Annotated in this window: 15 protein-coding genes; 8 read left to right on the top strand and 7 right to left on the bottom strand. The window is 71.2% G+C overall.

The annotated features are described in order from the left end of the window. Positions 1-73: 73 nt before the first annotated feature. From BM362_RS23205 to BM362_RS23195, 3 genes are all read right to left on the bottom strand, one after another. Positions 74-1318, bottom strand: coding sequence for a serine hydrolase domain-containing protein (locus tag BM362_RS23205; protein WP_244287245.1), 1245 nt, complete (start codon positions 1316-1318; stop codon positions 74-76). Positions 1319-2311: 993 nt separating this feature from the next. Further along, positions 2312-3532: an MFS transporter gene (locus BM362_RS23200; protein WP_208865309.1), complete on the bottom strand. Its 1221-nt coding sequence runs from the start codon at positions 3530-3532 to the stop codon at positions 2312-2314. Positions 3533-3584: 52 nt separating this feature from the next. Continuing rightward, entirely contained in the window at positions 3585-4136 is a 552-nt protein-coding gene (locus BM362_RS23195; protein ID WP_167545400.1) for a hypothetical protein, read from the bottom strand. 342 nt (positions 4137-4478) lie between these two features. Between BM362_RS23195 and BM362_RS23185 the strand changes: the two genes are divergently transcribed. From BM362_RS23185 to BM362_RS23175, 3 genes are all read left to right on the top strand, one after another. Further along, on the top strand, positions 4479-5891 hold the full coding sequence (locus BM362_RS23185; protein ID WP_093574522.1) for an FAD-dependent monooxygenase: 1413 nt from the start codon (positions 4479-4481) through the stop codon (positions 5889-5891). A gap of 508 nt (positions 5892-6399) precedes the next feature. After that, positions 6400-7440 (top strand): ArsR/SmtB family transcription factor, encoded by a 1041-nt coding sequence (locus tag BM362_RS23180; RefSeq protein WP_093574521.1) that lies wholly within the window; start codon positions 6400-6402, stop codon positions 7438-7440. An 81-nt stretch (positions 7441-7521) separates the two neighbouring features. Next, positions 7522-9771, top strand: a complete 2250-nt coding sequence (locus BM362_RS23175; RefSeq protein WP_093574520.1) for a protein kinase domain-containing protein — start codon at positions 7522-7524, stop codon at positions 9769-9771. On the opposite strand, the gene BM362_RS23170 is transcribed toward BM362_RS23175, so the two are convergent. Then, complete coding sequence (locus BM362_RS23170; RefSeq protein ID WP_093574519.1) at positions 9725-10498, bottom strand: type 2 periplasmic-binding domain-containing protein; 774 nt, start codon at positions 10496-10498, stop codon at positions 9725-9727. The genes BM362_RS23175 and BM362_RS23170 overlap by 47 nt on opposite strands. A 35-nt stretch (positions 10499-10533) precedes the next feature. Between BM362_RS23170 and BM362_RS50325 the strand changes: the two genes are divergently transcribed. The 4 genes from BM362_RS50325 to BM362_RS23155 all read left to right on the top strand — a co-directional run bounded on the left by BM362_RS50325 (position 10534) and on the right by BM362_RS23155 (position 14998). Then, positions 10534-10836: a phosphotransferase gene (locus tag BM362_RS50325; RefSeq protein WP_342029810.1), complete on the top strand. Its 303-nt coding sequence runs from the start codon at positions 10534-10536 to the stop codon at positions 10834-10836. Beyond that, positions 10761-11204, top strand: a complete 444-nt coding sequence (locus tag BM362_RS23165) for a phosphotransferase (RefSeq protein ID WP_342029814.1) — start codon at positions 10761-10763, stop codon at positions 11202-11204. Before BM362_RS50325 ends, BM362_RS23165 begins: the two co-directional genes overlap by 76 nt. 510 nt (positions 11205-11714) lie before the next feature. Continuing rightward, entirely contained in the window at positions 11715-13046 is a 1332-nt protein-coding gene (locus BM362_RS23160; RefSeq protein WP_244287269.1) for an amino acid permease, read from the top strand. A gap of 167 nt (positions 13047-13213) precedes the next feature. Next, positions 13214-14998, top strand: coding sequence for a serine/threonine-protein kinase (locus tag BM362_RS23155; protein ID WP_093574517.1), 1785 nt, complete (start codon positions 13214-13216; stop codon positions 14996-14998). Here the strand turns inward: BM362_RS23155 and BM362_RS23150 are convergent. The 3 genes from BM362_RS23150 to BM362_RS50000 form a co-directional block, all read right to left on the bottom strand. After that, positions 14995-15801 (bottom strand): M15 family metallopeptidase, encoded by an 807-nt coding sequence (locus tag BM362_RS23150; RefSeq protein WP_093574516.1) that lies wholly within the window; start codon positions 15799-15801, stop codon positions 14995-14997. The genes BM362_RS23155 and BM362_RS23150 overlap by 4 nt on opposite strands. Before the next feature lie 210 nt (positions 15802-16011). After that, positions 16012-16617, bottom strand: coding sequence for an MBL fold metallo-hydrolase (locus BM362_RS23145; protein WP_208865308.1), 606 nt, complete (start codon positions 16615-16617; stop codon positions 16012-16014). Positions 16618-16713: 96 nt separating this feature from the next. Further along, complete coding sequence (locus BM362_RS50000; protein ID WP_093574515.1) at positions 16714-17631, bottom strand: hypothetical protein; 918 nt, start codon at positions 17629-17631, stop codon at positions 16714-16716. 247 nt (positions 17632-17878) lie between these two features. Between BM362_RS50000 and BM362_RS23135 the strand changes: the two genes are divergently transcribed. Further along, the gene (locus BM362_RS23135; protein WP_208865307.1) at positions 17879-19489 is read left to right on the top strand and encodes an amidohydrolase; all 1611 of its coding nucleotides are present in this window, start codon (positions 17879-17881) and stop codon (positions 19487-19489) included. Positions 19490-19665: the final 176 nt, after the last annotated feature.

The following is a 19665-nucleotide window of genomic DNA, read 5'->3' as shown; positions in this document are numbered from 1 at the left end:
TGTTCGCTACCTTCCGGGCACACCAAGGGATCCCGCCTGGCGCGGGTGGGGAGGAGAAGTTCGGAGGGCGGGCTCAGCACCGCCGCGCGAGCCGGCCGCCGATTTCGACGGCGGTCGCCGCTCCGGGTTCGCCGCGGAACCGCCCGCACGGGGCGGCACGGCCGGTCGCCGGGTCGCGGACGGTGAACGAGCCGTCGGCGTACCGGGTCAGGTCCGGGAAGACGTCGCCGTCCACGTCGAGACACGCGCCGCCGGCGGCGTCCGGCCGGACCGTGTATCCGATGGCGCCGTTGCGATAACTGCCGAAATCGCCGTCCGGAAGCGGAATCGGGCAGGATTCCGCACTCTGGACGCGGTGCGGTGGAAGACCGAGTTCCGGCAGCTCCCCGGCCAGGTCGTGCCAGAGATCGGTGCCGCCCGCGCCGTTGGCGGTGAGCGCGAGCACGCAGGCTCCAGCCTGGTCGATCCGCAGGTGGCACGAGGTGCCGTCGGCCGTCCCGTCGTGGCCGAGCCAGCGGAAGTCCTCGTCGCCGAAACAGGCCAGCCCCAGCCCCCAGCCCTCGGCGAGGCCGAACGGCTCGGCGACCGGCACCGGCCGGTGCAGGTCGCTCGCGGTGACGACGTCGAGCAGTCCCGGTTTGCCGAGGTGGACCCGCCCGAGCGCGACCAGGTCGCGGGCGCTCAGCGCGAGCGCGCCCGCCGGGTCCAGCATCGGCGGCAGCACCTGCGCGAGCGGGCGCTCGCCGTCGCGCGCGTGCCCGGTCGCGACGCCGGGACTGTCGACGTAGACCGGCTCGATCTCCAAGGGCCGCAACAGGATCGACTCGACCGCCTCGCGCCAGCCCATCCCGGTGACCTCTTCGATCAGCAGGCCGGCCAGCGCGTAGCCGAGGTTGGAATAGGAGAACGCGGCACCCGGCTCGCAGACGAACTCCGCGGCCCGCACCTCTTTCCGGCAGGACCCGGCGGCGTCGGCCGGGTCCGAGGGCAGCCCGCCGGTGTGGCTCAGCAGCCTGCGCAGGGTCAGCCCGGCCGACAGCACGGGCTCGCCCAGGATTTCGCCGACCGGCTGGTCCAGGCCGAGATCGCCCTCGGCGACGAGCATCATCGCCAGCGTCGCGGTCGCCACCTTGGTGATCGAGCCGATCGGCACCCGCGAGTCCTCCCGCATCGGCCTGCCGCCGCCCGCGACACCGGTCTGGACCATTACGGTCTCGCCGCCGGACCAGACCGCGACCTGCGCTCCCGGCACCCGATGCCGGGCGGCCAGCCGCGGAAGCACGGCGGCGAGCCGGTCCGCATCGCCGGCCCCAGGCACCGGGCGCGGTCTCGGGACAGCGGATCTTTCTTTCCGGGAGTGCATGACCATGCCTTTCGAATACTCGTAGGAGCCGCCCGGGGAATTGCCCCCCTGCCCGCGCGGCACTAGCCCCAGCAGAGCGCGGGCGTCTTCAAGTCCAGACCCGCGCCGGAATCCATACCCTGCCTAGCTCGGTTGCACTCCAGCAACCGCCAAACGAAGGACCCCCGCATACGCCGGTTCACACCCAGCGTCACACATTGCCGAGAGCATTCCAAAATATGAACAACGGACTCACACCTCGGGTTGGCACGCAGATAAGCGGACAGTCCGCCTTCGCATTCGGCCGACGAAGGGCCCGCGCACCGCACCGTTTCCCGCTGCTCCGACCAGCGTACACCGGCCATTCTCCGGGCCGCCGGATCAATGATCGCCACCAGCGAAGTGGTGCCAACAGCCGCTGCCGCTGCCCCGACCGCAGCACAATCCCCGCCGCGAACCGGACTTCCGCCGCTTCCCGGAAAAAAGATCACCTTCCGCCTTCCCGGAAACGCCCCCGAACAGCTGGCGGGACAAGTCGATCAGGAAAAACGGCGATTCGCTCCGCTAAACCTCACCCGATCACCGGAAAATTCCGCCGGATCCCCGCCGCGCGGAATTCGCCGTTCCCCGCACGACCACACGAATGGCGCGCGACGACAGTCGCCCGTACCGCCGGGTAACTCGATCTCCCGCCGTCACTGCCGATTCCGTCACCAGCACCTCCGCCCGCACAGTCGCCTCCGCCGCCGGAAACGTTGCAGATTTTCCGCAACCAATATCCGAACAGCGGAACCCTCTTCCCGGACGGTGCGGCGCAAATGCCCGCTATCGGCAAACTGCCAATAAGATGCACATTCCGCAGCGTGCCCGGCCGCGCAGATCGGTAAAGGGAACCACAGGGCCGGTTGCCCACGAATTGACCTTCGCCCCCGGCCACGTCTGTCCACTAAGGACCGCAGACTGCGCACCTCACCGCGCGGGCTTCCCGGCGCGCATCGCCGAAAGAAGCACCGGCAGCGCCGCGACCAGCGCGATCCCCCGCACCGCACCGGCCACCGGATACGCCGCCCGGATGCCGAGCACGTCCGCGATTAGTCCCCCCGCCAGCGATCCCAGCGGCATCAAACCCCAGCCCAGCATCCGGTAGACGCTGTGCACCCGCCCGCGCAGGTCCGTAGGCACCGCCTGCTGCCGAAGGCTGACCGTGACCACGCTCCAGAGCGTCGTAGCAAACCCGTTGACCCCCAGCAGTGCCCCAAGAACGACCGCGTTCGGACTGGCGCCGATGAGCACGAAGATCACCACATTGGCGATCAACGCGGTCAGCAACGCCGGCAATGCCCCGATTTTCGCCACGACCCGCGCGTTGACCGTCCCGCCGAGCACACTGCCCGCCGCGGCCCCCGCGAGCAACACGCCGTAACCGCGCTCGCTGACGTGCAGGGTCTGCGTCGCGAGCAGCACGACCGTGACATTGCCGAGCTGGTAGCAGAACGTGTTCACCGCCAGCAGCCCGGCCAACGTCCGCAACAGCCGGTGCCGCCCGAGCCAGCGCACCCCCTCCGCCACCGCGACCCGGACCGGCGGCCGCACCCCTCGCGGCACCGGACGGCGAGGCAAGGCCGCCAGCAACGCGGCGGACCCCGCGAACGAAACCGCGTCCACGCCGAACGGCAACGCCGCCGCGCCCGCGAACAGCAGGCTGCCGATCGGCGGACCGACGAACAACTGCCCGGCGCTGGCGATCGCGTACTGACTGCCGTTCGCCCGGTGCAGCTGCGCCTCGGAGACGAGATCCGGCACCACCGCGAGCGACGCGGTGGCGAACACGACCTCGCACGCGCTGAGCCCGAACCCCGTGACCGCCAGCCCCGCGATGCCGATCCGGCCCAGCCCGATCAGCACAGCCGCCACCGCGACGATCGCCGCCTGGAGAGCCTGCGACCGCCAGAGGAGACCGACCCGGTCGCGCCGATCCACGAGCGCACCCGCGGGCAAGGAGAGCAGAAGCCAGGGGAGGTAGGTCGCGGCCGAGACGACCGAGACCAGCACCGGATCGCGGGTGAGCGCGACCGTCAGCAACGGCACGGCGGCCGAGAAGATCCCGTCGCCCACGTTGTCCACCGCCGAGGCCCACCACAACCGCCAGTACGCGGCCGGGAGCTTGGTCTTGAGGTCGCGTTGCTTCATGGTCCGGAGCTTTCCCGGGTCGAACATGTGTTCGCCATGATGTAGGCTGGAGCTACATCGAATGTTTCGCTGTGCGGTGGTCGGGCTTCCTGGTATTTCGCTTGCCGCAGGATCGCGGGCACCGCAGACTGGCGCGGCCGATGCCAAGTCCTGCGCGAATCCAGAACCAGCCCGACGCGTCCGTACCAGGGCGTGCCTGCCGTCGTGGGGCCACGACGCCTGGATGCGCCGCGCTCGCGATCGCTGCGGGTGAACGGACGGCCGAGCGGGCGACGGCGAGCTGTACGGCCAGGTGCGCCGCGACGGCCAGGCGCGCCACCAGCCGCACCGCGTCAGCCAGGCGCACTACCAGCCGCACCGCGACGGCCAGGCGCGCCACCAGCCGCACCGCGACAACCAGACGCGCCACCAGCCGCACCGCGACAACCACACCCACCACCAGCCGCACCGCGACAACCAGACGCGCCACCAGCCGCACCGCGACAACCACACCCACCACCAGCCGCACCGCGACAACCAGGCACGCCACCAGCAGCGCCGCGACAACCACACCCACCACCAGCCGCACCGCGACAACCAGGCACGCCGGGGCCGTACTCGCCACAGCCAAGCACCCTGGAGCACCCCGCCGCGGCAATGCCAGGGACTTAACCTGCGCGGCTTCACCATGCCAACCGTCCACAAGGGACGCCACGCTCGCCGAAATGCCCGTTCCACGCCCTCACGACCGCTTGCTCGCGTCCGTGAGGGGAACCCTGAGGGACTCTGATTCCCTCACGGACAGCACACCCCGCACCTGCCTCGCCAACCCCGCGCTCAGGACAGAGACCTCATACCGCAGCGGCAGCGCCGCCTTAGGGCCCTGGGCATTGATCCCCGCCTCGCAGCGCGCAGCAGCCGAACCCCCGGCAACGAACCGCACCACACCTGAACGAACGGATGCTTCATGATCGACGTAATCATCGCCGGCTGCGGTCCGACCGGCGCGACGCTGGCCGCCGAACTCCGGCTGCACGGCGTGCGGGTTCTCGTCCTGGAGAAGGAAACCGAGCCGGTCCCGCTCGCCCGCATCGTCAGCCTGCATATCCGCAGCCTCGAACAATTCGCGATGCGCGGGCTGCTGGAGCCGCTCCTCCAGCGCGGACGGCGACGTCCGGTCGGCGGCGTCTTCGCCGGCATCGCCAAACCCGCGCCCGAGGACCTCGCCACCGCGTACCTGCTGGGCATCCCCCAGCCGGTCGTCGTCCGCCTGCTCGAAGAGCACGCGGCCGGGCTGGGCGCGGAAGTCCGGCACGGCTGCGCGATCGCCGGTTTCGAGCAGGACGAGGACGGAGTGACCGTCGAGCTGGCCGACGGCGAACGGCTGCGAGCGAAGTACCTCGTAGGCTGCGACGGTGCGCGCAGCACTGTGCGCAAACTGCTCGGCGTCGGCTTCCCGGGCGAACCCTCGCGGACCGAGACCCTCATGGGCGAGATGGCCGCGGCCGCGCCGCGGGAGGAGATCGCCGCCAAGGTGGCCGAGGTCCGGCAGGCCACCAAGCGTTTCATGCTGGGGCCGGTCGAGGAGGGCGTCTATCGCGTCGTGGTCCCCGCCGCGGGACTCAGCTCCGAACCGCCCGTTATCGAGGACTTCCGAGAACAACTGCGCGCCCTCGCCGGAACCGATTTCGGCGTGCACTCCCCGCGCTGGCTGTCCCGCTTCGGCGACGCCACCCGGCTGGCCGACCGGTACCGCGTCGGCCGGGTGCTGCTGGCAGGCGACGCCGCGCACATCCACCCGCCCACCGGCGGCCAAGGCCTCAACCTGGGCGTGCAGGACGCGTTCAACCTCGGCTGGAAGCTGGCCGCACAGGTCCGCGGCTGGGCCCCCGAGACCCTGCTGGACACCTACCAGGCCGAACGCCACCCGGTCGCCGCGGACGTCCTCGACAACACCCGCGCCCAGATGGAACTGTCGTCCGCCGAAGCGGGACCGCGGGCCGTGCGCAGGCTGCTCGCCGAACTGATGGACGTCGACGAGGTCAACCGCCGCCTGATCGGGAAAATCACCGCGATCGACCTCCGCTACGACCTCGGCGAAGGCCCCGGCCTGCTCGGCCGCCGCCTGCCCGACCTCGACCTCAAGCAAGGCCGCCTCTACGACCGCCTGCGTCAGGGCCGCGGCCTGGTGCTCGACCGCACCGGAGAGCTGACCGCCGAAGGCTGGGCGGACCGGGTCGACCTCCGCACCGACCCCGCCGCCGCCCTGGACGCCCCGGCCGTCCTGCTCCGCCCCGACGGATACGTCGCCTGGATCGGCGAGGACCAGCAAGAGCTGAACCGCCAGCTCGCCCGCTGGTTCGGCCCGAGTGCCGGATAACCAGGACCTCGCCGAACCAGCGGGACCCGGGAGTCGCGCCCGCCGGTTCGGCAAGCCGCTGCTCCCCTGGGCAACCGCACTGCCGCGCACCCGCTCGAACCGACGAGAAGCAGCAAAACCTCAACCGCCCCGGCCGCGGAAAACCCTGCCGCCGGGACCGGCGAAGGCAAGCCCCCGCCCGCCCGAAACTGCCGCCAGACCGACAACGCAGGACCTCAACCGCCCCGGCCGCCGAAAAACCTGCCGCCGGGACCGGCGAAGGCAAGACCTCGCCCGCCCGCCGAAACCCGCCACCAGACCGACGAACGCACAACCTCGGCCGCCGAAAACCGCCACCGGACCGGCGAAGGCAAGACCTCGCCCGCCCGCCGAAAACCGCCACCAGACCGACGAACGCAAAACCTCGCCCGCCCGCCGAAAACCGCCACCGGACCGGCGAGGGCACCAGCTCACCCTCACTCGCCTGCCGCTGCCCTGGAACACCCGCCGTCTGCCGCATAATCGCGACGTGCCGCTCACCCTCGAACTGAGCACCGGCGACCTGGCAGGCACCAGGCTCGCCGTCTCGCCGCTGTCCGAAACCGTCTCCGGCCTGCAGACTCTGGCCGGGTGCTGGGGCCGGACGCGGCACGGGCACTGGACCCGCTGGGCCGCCGGCGAACTCGCCGTCCGGCCGCTGGACCTGTCGCGGACCTGGCCGCTGCTCGTCACCGGCCGGACCAGCTGGCCGCAGTTCCTGCTGCCCGCCCCGGCCCGCGCGGCGAGCACGATCGACGAGGCGCTCGCCGCGATGTGCCGGACCACCGCGCGCGAGGTCCGGCGAAGCCTGCACGGCGTGTTCGGCGACCGCTTGCCCGCCCCGGCCCGCGCGCTCGCCGACGACCCCGCCTCCGGGCTTCGCGCCATCGCCGCCGAACTGCGGCGAGCGCACGACCGTCTGATCGCACCGCATTGGACCCGGCTGCGCGCCGTCCTCGACGCCGACATCGCCTACCGCGCCAAACAATGGGCAGACGGCGGCGCGCGCCGTCTGTTCACCGACCTGCACGCCGGACTGAACTGGCACAACGGCCGCCTGACCCTCGACGGCGACCATCGCTCCTCGCCCGGACGCCCCGCCGGCGGGCTGGTGCTTTCCCCCGTCGTGCTCGGCCCGCCGTGGGTGATGATCAAACTGCACACCACCACCCAGACCACGATCCGCTACCCAGCGCGAGGCAGCGGTGCACTGTGGACAGCCGCCGGGCGTCGCCCCGCCGGACACGCCATCCGCCTCCTAGGCCGACGTCGCGCCGAACTGCTGGAGACACTGCGCTCCCCCGCCACGACCACCGGCCTCGCCGAAGCCCTGCACGTCTCGCCAAGCGCGGTTTCGCAACACCTCCGGGTTCTGCGCGACAGCGGCCTGGTCACCGGGCAACGGTCCGGCCGCGCGGTCCTCTACCGCACCACCGAGCAAGGAATCCGTCTTCTGAGCCCCGGCTCGCCGATATCTCGGCGCCATGACGCGCAGCCGGGCTCCGATCCCACGACCGAGGCACAACTGTGACAACTCCACTCCGGGTGCCACATTTCCGGAGTACGATCTCGCCGACCGCGACCGGCCTCGCGGAGAGGGGAAGCGGCGGGGATGAGCGACTGGCGGGTGCCCGGGTTCACTGAGGTCGACGTGCTCGGCGTGGGCGGCTTCGGGCGCGTCGTGCTGGCCAAGCACCAGGAATCCGGCCGGATGGCGGCGATCAAGTACTTGCTCGCGGAGTACCTCGCCGACCCGGACATCGCGGCCGGGTTCCGTCGCGAGGCGTGGCTGCTGTCCGGGGTCCGAAGCCCGCACGTCGTCCAGCTGTTCGACTTCATCGAAACGCCGCAGGGCGCCGCGCTGGTGATGGAGGCCGTGCCCGGCGTGTCCCTGCGCGCGCTGCTGGCGGCGGAGAACGTCCTCGCCCCGGAATCCGCGCTGGCCGTCCTCAAGGGCTCGCTGCTCGGTCTCGCCGACGCACACGCCGCCGGGGTCGTCCACCGCGACTACAAGCCGGGAAACGTGCTGGTGTCGCGGGAAGGCCAGTCGAAACTGGTCGACTTCGGACTGGCCACTTTGGACGGCCGCAACGGGCTGACCGCCGGTTCCCCGTCGTACCTGGCACCCGAGCAGTGGGCCGGGCAACCGGGCCAGCCCGCCACCGACGTGTATGCCGCCACCTGCGTGTTCTACCAATGCATCACCGGGCATCAGCCGTTCGAGGCGACCACCGCCGACGAACTGCGCTCGCTGCACCAGATGGCGCCCGTGCCGCTGGACGGGGTGCCCGAGAAACTCCGTCCGCTGATCGCGCGCGGGATGGCCAAGGACCCGGCGTGGCGACCGTCCACAGCGGACGCTTTCGTGTCCGAACTGGAAACCATCGCCCGCACGGCTTACGGAAAGGACTGGGAGAAACGCGGCTGGAAGCGCCTGGCCGTCGCGTCCGCCGCACTGACCGCGCTCACCCCGCTGGCCCTTCTGGCCACCGCCGGCACCGCCGCCGCGCCGATCGGAGCAGGCGCGGTCGCGGCCGGGGTGCCGACTGCGACGGGCACCGGGGCCGGGGCGACCGCGGTGATCGTCGGCAAGGCCGTCGCGGTGCTGGTGGTCGTCGGCGCGCTCGTCACCGGTGGAATACTGGTCTTCAATCGCCAGGACGATCCGCCGCCGCCCGCAGCGCTCACCGTCGCGATCCAAACCGATTCCGGCCGCGATCAGGCCCTTCCGATCACCTACGACCTGCAGTATCCACAAGTGTCCGGCGGACCGGACGCCGCGGTGCGAAAACGCGTCAACGACGCCTTGCGCGCCCCGGTCGACAAGCGGCTGAAGGCCATCCGCGACGCACGCGCCAATCCCGGCTGGCAGCCGCAGTTCGCCGAAGCCGGGGAAACACCAGCCGCCCGATCGACCGCCCGGATCCTGGTGCAGACCCCCACCCTGCTTTCCGTTCGCTACGACCATGATCTCGATTCGAACGTCCTGTCCCACACGACGTGGCGCTTCCCGGAAACCGTGACCGTCGATCTCGCCACGGGGAACCCGCTCGGCCCCCAGGACATGTTCCGGCCGGAAATTCTGACCGCGGCCGGGATGAAAACGCTGACCGAGCGCATCGAACCGCACACCAGGAACGGTTTCTGCCGGATAGTCTCCGTCGACGACGAGGGCCGCACAGCCACCATCGACGCCGCGGACCGGGTCCCCGCCCGCGACCACGTCCCGGGAGCGTCGGTCGGCTTCACCAAGACCGGGGCCGAATTCGAAATCCTCTGGTACGACCTGGGCTGCGACATGGCTTCCGGAAAAGAAACAGCGACCGTTCCGTACGCCGAGATCGCCGACCTGCTGCGGCCGAAGCTCGTGACAATGCTCGGCGTCACCGCGCCTTCTTCGGCCCCCACACCGCCGGCCTCGTCTTCCCCGGCGGTCAGCAACACCTACACCAACCCCCGGTTCGGCTTCACCACGCGCGTTCCCCAGGGCTACACCGCAGCGCCCTACAGCCCGGACAACGGCGACGGAATGACGTTCACCGACACCTCCCTCGACGCGACTTTGACCGTCTGGGGCACCAACTCCGGCGGCCGCACCACCGCGGCGGCCTTGGCCGACGCGGCCGCCGCGGCAGAGGCGAACGGCGGCCGGGTGACCTATCGCAAGGACGAGGGCGGCCACTACTCGATTTCCGGCTACCAAAGCGACGGAAAGATCTTCTACGAGCGAGGTTTCTCCGGAGCCGGGTCGACGGCCTCGCTGCGCTGGGTCTATCCGCGCGAGCACAAAGCCGAACTCGACACGCCGGTGAGCACTACCGTGGAAGCCTTCCGTCCGGGCGACCTGTCCCAGCCGCACTGATCTCAGGAATTCGCCGTACCGCCGCCGAGACGGCCCGCGAGTTTCCCGGCGAGACAGCCGACAGCCATCCGCGCCCGGCGCGGAACCGAATGCGCGGAAGGGTAAACCGCGTAGATCGGCGCGTCCGGAGCGGGAATGTCAGCGAGACTTGGATCAATTCGCCGCACCGCGGCATCGGCGCGACCTTCCACCGCGACCGCGTCAACAGCCCGTGCCCGGCCAGACACCAGTGCGTCGCGATCCCGCCGTCGTTGCTGATCATCGCGCCGGGGACCTTGACCGCGGCCTCGTCGCCGTCCGTGCCAAAGCGCCAGATCGCGTAGTCCGAGCCGTTTCGCGGAGGACGATGCACTCGTCCTGAATGGACCGCGGCGGCTCCCGGTCCCGGCGATGCTCCGGGCGCGCAGGCTGGAATCCCTCGCCTGCCGACCCGGATCGCGAAGTCGAACGGCGTGCCCGCGATGTGGGGCGGCAAGTGCGACAGCTCCGGATCGATCTCGACACCGGGATGCCGCCGCTGGAACTGCCCCAGCACCGGCGCGATGTGCGCCCGGCCGAGCCCGATGGTCGAACGCACCGCGACTCGCCCGCGCACGCCGTGGCGGAGGCGGCCGGCCTCGTCCTCCAAGTCGGTGATCTCGGGCAGCAGCCGCGCGGTGCCGGCGGCGTAGCGCTCCACCTCGTCGACGAGGTTCAGCCGACGCGTGCTGCGGGTGACCAGCTGCACGCCGAGCCGCCGCCCCAGCGCCTGGCGCGCGGCGAGTGGGCGGCGGGTGGCCGGAGAAGGAGCCCCGGTGGCTCCTCCGGCTCGCGCCGCATCTGCCGTTGGCGATTCCCGGGCCGGTCGCGCTCGGATCGCCGGGCGAAGGCTATCCGTGGCACTGGCCGGTGTCCCGCTGGCTGCCGGGCCCGACCGCGGCCGAGCTGACCCGGTTCGTCGCGGCTCTCCACCAGCTCCCCGCTCGCCGACGACGCGCACAAACGGGTTCATCGGCACGCCGCTCGCTCGCCGCGGCGCCGAAACCCGCGCAGCGATCGCCGACGTCTTCGACCGAGCCGCGCTGACTGCGGTCTGGGACGCCGCACTCGCCGCACCGCCGTGGCCGCATCCGCCGGCGTGGGTGCACGGCGACCTTCATCCCGGCAACCTCCTGCTGGCAGCCGGACAGGTCAGCGCCGTCCTCGGCTTCGGCGGGCTCGGAGTCGGCGATCCGGCGTGCGACGCACTGATCGCGCGGCCCCTCCCGCCTTGCGCGCGGGCGACCTTCCGCGCCGTGTCCGGTCTCGACGACGACACCTGGACACGCGGACGCGGATACGCGCTGAACACCGGACTCAGCGCGTACACCGCTTATGCGGCAACGAATCCCCGGGTGGCGGCGAGCACGAGGCACCAGATCACGGAGACGCTGGCGAACTTCCAGCGCGCCTGATTCCGCACCCCAGCTCGCCGATACCCGACAAATCCGGCGCACACTGTTGCTCCATTCGGATGATCGACAACTTTCTCGCCCGGCATCCGCCCCCTGTCGCACCTAGCCTCGACGGACCCGGCGGCCGCGGACTGTCCCCCGGCAGCGAGGCCCGGCTCCGCGGCCGGTTCCGACGTCGTCGCCGGCCGGGGCAGCACGGCTGGACGAGAGGAAGATCGATCGATGGCTGATCGGATCACCGAGCAGGGCCAGGGCGGCCCGGACACTCCGGGCGAGGCGGCCGCGGAGAAGGCGGCTCCGGCGGAGGCTGCCGAGCGCACGGCGACCCCGTCCGAAACCGCCCGGGGCAAGGCGGCCGCGAGCGCGGCGACCTCAGGCAAGACTGCCGCAGCCGAGACCGCCCAACGCACGGCAACTCCAGCCGGAGCAAGCCCGCACAACGCGACCCAGGCCGAAACAGCGGCGACCCCCGCCGGCGACCCCGCAAAGCTTCGCTCCCGCCACATCACCATGATCGCCCTCGGCGGAATCATCGGAGCCAGCCTCTTCGTCGGTTCCGGCAACGTAGTCCGCGCAGTCGGTCCCGCCGCTGTCATCTCCTACCTCATCGGCGGCCTGCTCGTCTTCCTCGCGATGCGCATGCTCGGCGAGATGGCCGCCGCACGGCCCGCGATCGGGTCGTTCATGGAGTACGCCCGGGTCGGGCTCGGCGAGTGGGCGGGGTATCTCGTCGGGTGGCTGTACTGGTACTACTGGATCGGTGTGATCGCCTTCGAGGCGGTCGTCGGCGGGTCGGTGCTCGGCGGGTGGTTCCCGGACGTGCCGCAGTGGGTGTTTTCGGTGGTGCTGCTGCTGTTCTTCACCACCACGAACCTGGTGTCGGCGCGGTCGTTCGGCGAGGTCGAGTACTGGCTGGCGAGCATCAAGGTCGCCGCGATCATCGTGTTCCTCGCGGTCGGCGCGCTGTTCGCGTTCGGGCTCTGGCCGAAGGCGAGTTTCTCGATCCCGAACCTCTGGCAGCACGGCGGGTTCGCGCCGCAGGGCTGGTGGCCGGTGCTCAGCGGCGTCGCGATCGTGATTTTCTCCTACTTCGGCACCGAGATCGCGGTGATGGCCGCGGCCGAGTCCGAGGATCCGGCCAAGGGCGTGCGGCGGGCCGTCGTCACGGTGATCTGGCGGATCCTGCTGTTCTTCGTCGGCGGGGTGCTGCTGATCGTCACCATCGTCCCGTGGAACCAGCTGCCGGATCCCAAGCAGGAAGGGCCGTTCGCGCACGCCTTCACGTTGTTCGGGCTCCCCGGCGCCGGGCTGGTGATGAACGCGGTCGTGCTCACCGCCGCGTGTTCGGTGCTCAATTCCGGCCTCTATTCCGCCGGGCGGATGTTCTCCGCGCTCGCCGAGAAGCGACTGGCCCCGCGCGCAGTGGCGAAGAAGAGCAAGTCCGGCGTGCCCGCCGTCGCGGTGGTCGCTTGCACGATCGGCGGGTACATCGCGGTCTTCGTCAACTTCGTCGCGCCCGGCTCCGGCATTTTCGACTTCATCATGAACTCCGCGGGCCTGGTCGCGCTGTTCGTGTACTCGTTCATCGCGTTCACCCAGATGCGGATGCGGCACAACATGACGCCGGAGGAACGCGCCGGGCTGAAGCTCAAGATGTGGCTGCACCCGTGGCTCGGCATCCTGACCGTCGTCGGCGTCGTGGCGATCATCGTGGTCATGCTGCTGACCGACGACTCCGCCCGCACCCAGGTGTGGACGAGCATCGTGTCGCTGGCCGTGATCGCGGCGTTCTGGCCGCTGGTGCGCAGGCAGCTGCGCAAGGGCGCGGCGAAGGAGAGCTGAGGCCTGCCGCGCGGGCTGGTCTTGTGGTTCAGCGTCGTCGGCCAGCGGGAGTCCGTCGTGGCGGCGACCGCGGCACGAGCAGCCGAACCCCAGGCCGGTCGTCACGATCGGGAGCCGGAGGGAGCGGTCGGAGGACAGTCGGGGAAAGCGCGCTCTAGGCTGTCGCGGTGACCGCTCCGCAGGTGATCGCCGGACGTTACCGACTCGAAGAACGCCTCGGAGCCGGCGGGATGGGTGTCGTCTGGCGGGCGAGCGACCTGGAACTGCGCCGGACGGTCGCGCTCAAGCGCTCGCTCGACGGCGACGAACCGCAGATCCGCCGCGAAGCCCGGCTCGGCGCGGCGCTGCAGCATCCGCACATCGTCGCGGTGTACGACTCCGTTTCCGACGGCACCGACCGATGGCTCGTCATGGAGTACCTCCCGGCGCGCAGCTTGGCCGAGATCGTGCACGCCGACGGTGTCCTCGCTCCCGGACGAGCCGCGGAAATCGGCGGGCAGATCGCGTCCGCGCTCGCCGCGATGCACGCCCGCGGCATGGTGCATCGCGACCTCGCCCCGGGCAACGTCCTGGTCGCCGACGACGGCACCGCCAAACTCGCCGACCTCGGCATCTCCCGCGGCCACGAGGCCACGCTCACCGACGGAGCCCGGGTCGGCGGCACCGCCGGGTACCTCGCGCCGGAAGTCGCGAACGGCGAGGCGGCCACCGCGGCGTCGGACGTCTTCTCGCTCGGGGCGACGCTGTTCGCGGCTGTCGAGGGCGGTTCTCCTTGGGGCAGCGGGGAAAACGGGCCGTTCGCGCAACTGCGCCGGGCCGCGGAAGGAACTCCCGAACCGCCGCGCAACGCTCGTGAGCTCGGGCCCGCGTTGCGGGCGATGCTCAGCCGTCAGCCGGAAAGGCGCCCGACCGCGGTCGAGGCCGAGGCCTTCCTGCGCGGTGCGCCCGTGCCGCAAACGGCGAAGAGGCCCAAGCGGCCCATGATCATCGGCGCGGCGCTCGGCGCGGTTGTCCTTCTGGCCGCCGGGTTTCTCGTCTTCACTCGCGACGACGCCCCGCCCGCGAACGCGACTGCCGCGCCGCCGTCGCAAGAGCTGTCAGGCGACCCGCACACCGCTGATCCGTGCTCGCTGCTGTCGGTGAATTCCCTGAGCCAGTACGGCAAAGTGTTCCTCGAACCGAACCTCGGCACGTTCGCGCGCTGCGACCTCAACACGAGCCTGCCCGACCGCAGCGGCACGATCGTGACCAGCCTGGAACTGTCCGAACCGGAGCAGTATCCGCAGGTGCCGCCGGTCCGGGGAAAACTCGGCGAGATCCGGCGGCCGAACCCCGACGCCGGGAAATGCCGTCGCTCCTTCACCCTGCCGGATCTCTCGGTCGTCACGGTGAGCTCGGTCCGCTCCGACGGCGCGGCCGCTCCGCAACTGTGCGCGATGGCGGACGCCGTCGTCGGGGACGCCTACGCGCGCGTCGCCCGCGGCCCGATCGCCCGCCGGGCCCAGCCGTTCCAGCCGGGTTCGCTGGCGCGGACGGACGCCTGCACGCTGGTCGACGATGCCACGCTCCGCCGGACCGCCGGCCCGGACTACCCGGTCGACCGGCATTTCGCGGACTGGGCCTGCTCGTGGGGGCACGACGCGAAGTCGGTCGACCTCTACTACGACCGGCAGTGGCCGCTGGCCGAGGATCCGCCGGACGGCCAGACGCGCACGACCGCCGGCGGACGCCTCGCGTACGTCGATCCGCACGACAGCGAAGGCGACACGTGCGACGTCACCCTCGTCCATCGCACCTACTCGCCGGCACTCCCCTCGCTCGAAGGCACGCCGGAGCAGCGAGACGAAGTCGTGCTGGTCGAAATCACCGACGAAGCGAGCAAAGGAAACCTCACCGCCATCTGCGACACAGCGAAATCGGTCGCCGCGGTCGTCGCGACCCGCCTGCCCTAGAACGGACGGCAGTTCAGCGACCGCCGCGAGACCGGGAAGTCGAAGTAGGTGTCCGGGAACGTCTCCGGCTGGAACGTGTAATGCCACCATTCCTCGGGCAGGTTCTTGAACCCGGCGCGCTCCAGTCCGTGCAGCAGGAGCATCCGGTTCTCCCGCTGTTTCCCGGCGATCCGCGGGTCGAGCGTGTGCGCGAGGGTGTCGAAGCAGTCGAAGCCGGTGCCCATGTCGAGCGAGTTGTCCGGGAATCGTTCGGCTTTCCGGCCGTAGCACGGCGTCAGCGGCTCACCGGGGCGGTACGGCCGCGTCGGGAACGCCGGGAGACGGACGAGCGTCAGGTCGACCGTGCTTCCCCGGCTGTGGCCGGATTTCGCCGCGATGTAGCCGTCCGCGAAAAGCCGGGCCTTCTCCACGCGCGGGTAGAACTCGGCTTTCATCCGCAGGTCGGACAGGTCCTCCGCCCAGCGCACGAAGTCGTCGACCGCGCGCTGGGGGCGGTAGCAGTCGTAGACCTTCAGCGTGTAGCCCTGGCGCAGGAACGACAGTTGCGCCCTGTGCAGGGCGACAGCGGCGTCCCTGGTCAGGATGCACATCGGCTGCCGGTATCCGTCGACCCGCGCGCCGGTGAAGTTGTGCGGCGTGATGTACCGGATCTCCTGCACGATGGTCCGATCGACGTCGCGCAGGGCGACGAATCCGGGCGGTGCCTTCGGCTCCGGTGCGGCCGGCGCCGGCGGTGCGGCGACGAGACAGGTCAGCAGGCTCATCGCGGCGATCGTCAGGCCGCGCATCGTCTTTCCGCGCATAGCCGGATTGCTTACCACAAGATCGCGCCGAAGTCCCCGGGCCGATCAAGTGGTCCCACACCGCCAGCACGGTGCCCGTGACCGCCACATGGCAGACGGACGGGAACGGCAGGTCGCCACCAGCTCCGTCAGAAGGCGGACCCGGACGCGGGCCGGTTCCCCCGGGGTCGTGCTCGAACCCGGGCTGGAACACCGCGTCCCCGGCGAAAGTCAGCCGGACGATGCTGCGGAGTGTGCCCGCCGGTCCGGCAGATCCGCACGCCCGGCGTCACCTCGTGCCCGGTTTCGGACGGCCGCAGTACACGTCAAGGAACCGCGTGGCCGTCGTGCGCAGCACCTCCGGGATCGGCTCCGGCAGGACAGTGCGGGAAAAGCCGGGCGCCTGCCAGAACTCCGCCTCCGCCGAGGCGAGGTGAACCGCGGATCCTCGCGCGGCCGACCGCGGAGCCCCTCGACGAGCAGCCCGCCGATGTGGTCCGTGTGCAGGTGGGTGAGCACGACGTCGGTCACCGACGACGGGTCGGTCCCGGCCGCGACGAGCCGCGTCGCCAGCTGCCCGGCGCGCGGGAAGCCCGGGAATTCGGCGGCCAGCCCGGAATCGGCCAGGCCCGTCCGGCCGCCGCTGCGCACCGCGGCCACGTTCAGCGGCCAGTCGATCGTCTCCGGCGGCAGGAACATTTCGCGCGGCCAGGCCGGCAGGTCGGCGTTGGCGGCCAGCGTTACGGCGGTGATCGGCAGCATGGCGATGTCGCCGACCTTCAGCGCGGACCGCGAAGGGACCGCCTCGTCGAGACGGGCGGAAGGGGCCAAGCCCATGGGGTTCTCCTCGGGAGCAGCGCGGCCAGATAGCCGGCTGAGACCGGACGGCCGCCCGGTTTGTGACAACTCGCCCAGGATCCGGTTCCGCGGCAGTCAGGTTTGCGGGGCTTTCGGGGCTTGCGGGGCCTTCCGCACCACGCGCCGCCGCCCGTCCGCGCGCAGCATCGGCTCGAACCGCGACCGCGCCTCCGCCGCCAGCTCGGCGCCGAGGTCCACCTCGTACCGCCCCGCCGGCACTGCGATCCGCAACCGATCGCCCCGCGTGCCGAGACCGGTGATCCGGTTCCGCGCCACTGCCAGCAACTGCACACCATGCCTCAGCGGGCGCCGGCCCAGCACATGCCGGACCGCCACCAGCTCCTGCCGCGTCAGCGCGACGAACGCCGCCGGCCGGGATTGCTGCCACAGCCACCGCCGCGGGAGTTCCGGTTCCGCGCCGAGGTAGCGCGTATGCCGGGTATGTCCGAGTGCCACCAACGGCGACGCCGGGAGCCGCTCCCAGCCGAGGGAAGGCGGGCCCGCGTGCGCCGGTTCCGCCGCGCCGGGGCGATGCGCGCGCGACCGCACGTGCGTCAAGAGGTCGGCCACCGCGGGCCACGCCCACGAGCGGTAGCGGAAGACCAGTGTCGTCCGGACGCCGGTCAGCACCAGGCACGAGTGCTTCCCCGCCATCGCGTGCTCGACCGCGATCAGCTCCGGGTACGGGATCGCACCGATAATGCGCGGGTAGGGCAGGTCGTCGACCCACAGCGCCGCCCCGCGCGCGCCCGCGCCCAGCGCCTGCTCCGGCGTCCACACCACGCCGTCGCTCGACGGCCGGGTCGCCGACGGGGCCAGGACCACCTCGCCCGGCCCGACCAGGTCCGCGAGGTCGTCCGCCGCCGCGCCCGGCCGGGACCAGTGGGAAGGCGGTTTGGTGTCGAGCCGGTCGGCGAGGTCGCGGCCGATCTGGATCTCCCACGGCTCGGCGGCGGCACCGAGCGCGGCCCGCGCCCCACCGATGCCGGACATGCGAGCCTCCTGCCGCCGCGGGAGCCGGGCCGGGCGCCCGGTGCTTCCAGCGTATACACCGCCGCGGGGCCGGTTCTCATTCCGGAGTCCGCCCCGGCGGGACCCAGATCACCCGATTGCCGCAACCCGCTTCGACGATGCGCCCGCGCCCGCCGCGCCCCTAGAATCGGCGGTGCGGCACCGCGGCCACACCATCCTTTGTGGACACAGCGCCGCGCGGTCAGCCGTCGACCCTGGAGGGAACCTCGTGTCCGCACCGGAATCCGTGCAGATCGTCACCGCCCGGCGCATCGTGACCATGGCCGGCGCCGAACCCCCGGCCTTCGCGATGCGCGGCGAACGGATCGTCGCGCACGGCGCCGTCGCCGACCTGCGCGGCGAGTTCCCGGCCGCGCGGCTGCACGATTTCGGCGACGCCACCGTCATCCCCGGCTTCAACGACGCCCACCAGCACCCGACCGTCGTCGCCGCGCAGTCCTTGCAGGTCGACCTCTCGCCGTCCCGGATCAGCTCGACCGCCGATCTCACCGCCGCGCTGCGCGAACGAGCCGCCGCGACGCCGCCCGGCGAATGGGTCATCGGCTGCGGCTACGACTCGTTCCGCAGCAACGGCGGCCGCGAACTCACCCGCGCCGAACTGGACGAAGCCTGCCCGGACCACCCGGTCCTGGTCGTGCACGTGACGCTGCACGCCGGCGTCGTCAACTCCCCCGGTCTCGCCCTCGCCGGCCTCACCGACTGGAGCGAACCCCCGCCCGGCGGTCACCTCGGCCGCGACGCCGCCGGCCGTCTCGACGGCGTCATCCACGACCAAGCCCTCTACGACCTGGCATTTCCCGCTTTCACCCCGCGCCCGACGATCGTGCAGGACCCCTCCACCGAGGTCTTGGCCGCCGCCTTCACCCGGCACGCCGCCGCCCTGCACGCCGCGGGCATCACCTCGGTCGGCGACGCCCTCGTCGGCCGCACCGAATGGCAGGTCCTCCGTCACCTGGCCGACCAGAACCAGCTCACCCTCCGGGTCAACGCACTGGCCGCCTACGACCACTTCGACTACTTCCGCGCCCTCCCCGGCACTCCGCTCACTCCCGAAACCCGGCTGCGCCTTGGCGGCGTCAAGACCTTCGCCGACGGTGCCGTCAACGGCGGGACCTGCCTGGTCGAACAGCCCATCGAAGGCACCGACAGCTACGGATTGGAGCGCGTCAGCGCCGCCCAACTGGCCGACACCGTGCGCCACGTGCACGACGCCGGCTGGCGGGTCTGCGTGCACGCCAACGGCGACCGCGCGATCCGCCGCGTCCTCGACGCCGTCGACCAGGCCCAAGCCGCCACTCCGCGGGAGGACCCCCGGCACCGCATCGAACACTGTTCCATCATTGACGACGAGATCCTGAAACGCATGCGCGACCACGGGATGGTCGCAGTGCCGTTCGCGAACTACGCCGCCGCGCACGGGGACAAACTGACCCAGTACTACGGGCCGGAACGCGTCGAGCGCATGTTCGCCCACCGCTCGATGCTCGACGCCGGGGTCGCCGTGGCCGGTTCGTCCGACCATCCGTGCGGCCCGTTCCCGCCGCTGTACGCACTGCGCAGCTGCGTGACGCGCCGAGCCCCGGACGGGGAGTTGTTCGGGCCTTCGCAGCGGATCAGCGTCGAGGCCGCGCTCGGGGTTTACACGACAGGGTCGGCGTATGCGTCCGGGGAGGAGGCGACCAAGGGACAGCTCGCGCCCGGGTTCCTGGCCGATTTCGCGGTGCTGGCGGAGGATCCGTTCGCGGCCGATCCGGAGGCGCTGGACCGGGTGCGGGTACGGGAAACGTGGGTCGGCGGGGAGCGGGTCTGGTCGGCGTAGCGCGCGTGAGGGGAACCCTCAGCGACTCTGATTCCCGCAGGGTTCCCCTCACGGCGCACCGAGCTAGTGTCCTGCGTCGTTAATTCGTCGGCAGAAGTTCGCCAGTGACTCAAGGATCTCTGCGGCGGTCTTGGTCCAGATGAAGGGCCTGGGGTTTTCGTTCCATTCCTTGATCC

It is taken from the genome of Amycolatopsis rubida (genome assembly GCF_900115345.1).
Taxonomy (GTDB): Bacteria; Actinomycetota; Actinomycetes; order Mycobacteriales; family Pseudonocardiaceae; genus Amycolatopsis; species Amycolatopsis rubida.
This window is presented reverse-complemented; position numbering and strand designations above follow the sequence as displayed.

Excerpts from the sequence above, each read along its gene's own strand:
- BM362_RS23200 (WP_208865309.1), bottom strand. The coding sequence starts at position 3,532 with ATGAAGCAACGCGACCTCAAGACCAAGCTCCCGGCCGCGTACTGGCGG.
- BM362_RS23185 (WP_093574522.1), top strand. The coding sequence starts at position 4,479 with ATGATCGACGTAATCATCGCCGGCTGCGGTCCGACCGGCGCGACGCTG.
- BM362_RS23175 (WP_093574520.1), top strand. The coding sequence starts at position 7,522 with ATGAGCGACTGGCGGGTGCCCGGGTTCACTGAGGTCGACGTGCTCGGC.
- BM362_RS23160 (WP_244287269.1), top strand. The coding sequence starts at position 11,715 with ATGATCGCCCTCGGCGGAATCATCGGAGCCAGCCTCTTCGTCGGTTCC.
- BM362_RS23150 (WP_093574516.1), bottom strand. The coding sequence starts at position 15,801 with ATGCGCGGAAAGACGATGCGCGGCCTGACGATCGCCGCGATGAGCCTG.
- BM362_RS23145 (WP_208865308.1), bottom strand. The coding sequence starts at position 16,617 with ATGGGCTTGGCCCCTTCCGCCCGTCTCGACGAGGCGGTCCCTTCGCGG.
- BM362_RS50000 (WP_093574515.1), bottom strand. The coding sequence starts at position 17,631 with ATGTCCGGCATCGGTGGGGCGCGGGCCGCGCTCGGTGCCGCCGCCGAG.